1 protein-coding gene is annotated in these 958 nt (G+C 70.6%); it reads right to left on the bottom strand.

Going from position 1 to position 958, the window contains the following annotated elements; translation table 11 throughout:
* On the bottom strand, positions 1–958 hold a 958-nt coding region (locus tag IE172_RS22460), incomplete at both ends, for an acyltransferase domain-containing protein (RefSeq protein WP_190099080.1).

Here is a 958-nt window from a genome sequence, read left to right as displayed (position 1 = left end):
GAGCCAGTACCGGCGGCGCTGGAAGGCGTACGTCGGCAGGTCGACCCGGCGCGGCGTGTTCCCCCGGCCGGTGAAGAAGGCCTGCCAGTCGACGGGTGTCCCGTTGACGTGGAGTTCGGCTGTGGCGCGGGTGAGGGCGTGGGTCTCGTCGAGGTTCTTGACCAGGCTGGGCAGGAGGAGGGTGTCGGTGCGGGTGACGGTGTCCTGGGCGAGGGCGGTGAGGACGCCGCCGGGGCCGATTTCCAGGTAGCGGGTGGTGTCGTGCTGTTCGAGCCAGGTGATCTGGTCGGCGAAGCGGACGGCGTCGCGGATGTGGCGGACCCAGTACTCGGGGTCGCGCACCGCCTGTCCGGCGGGCAGCGCCAGCCGCGTCGGGTGGAACTCCACACTGTCCAGGACCTGCCGGAACTGGTCGAGCATGGGGTCCATGTGGGGGGAGTGGAAGGCGTGGCTGACCTTCAGACGCCGGGTGCGGTGGCCGCCTGCGGAGAGCTGGGCGGCGATGTCCTCGACGATGTGCTCGGTGCCGCTGATGACGGTGGCGCGGGGTCCGTTGACGGCGGCGATCGCCACGTGCTCTTCGTGTCCGGCGAGCAGGGGCAGGACGTCGGTCTCGGGTGCTTCGATGGCGATCATGGTGCCGCCGGGCGGGAGTTGTTGCATGAGTCGGCCGCGGGCGGCGACGACGGTGCAGGCGTCGGCCAGTGACCACAGGCCTGCGGTGTGGGCGGCGGCGAGTTCGCCGATGGAGTGTCCGGTGACGAGGTCGGGGTGGATGCCCCAGGACTCCAGCAGCCGGAAGAGGGCGACTTCGAGGGCGAACAGGGCGGGCTGGGTGTAGGCGGTGTGGTCCAGCAGAGCCTGCTCACCGGGCTCGGCGAACATCACCTCACGCAGAGGCCGGTCCAACTCCCGGTCGAAGTGCGCACAGATCTCGTCCAGCGCGGCGGCGAACACG

It is taken from the genome of Streptomyces griseoflavus (assembly GCF_014649995.1).
In the GTDB taxonomy this organism is placed as follows: domain Bacteria; phylum Actinomycetota; class Actinomycetes; order Streptomycetales; family Streptomycetaceae; genus Streptomyces; species Streptomyces griseoflavus.
This window is presented reverse-complemented; position numbering and strand designations above follow the sequence as displayed.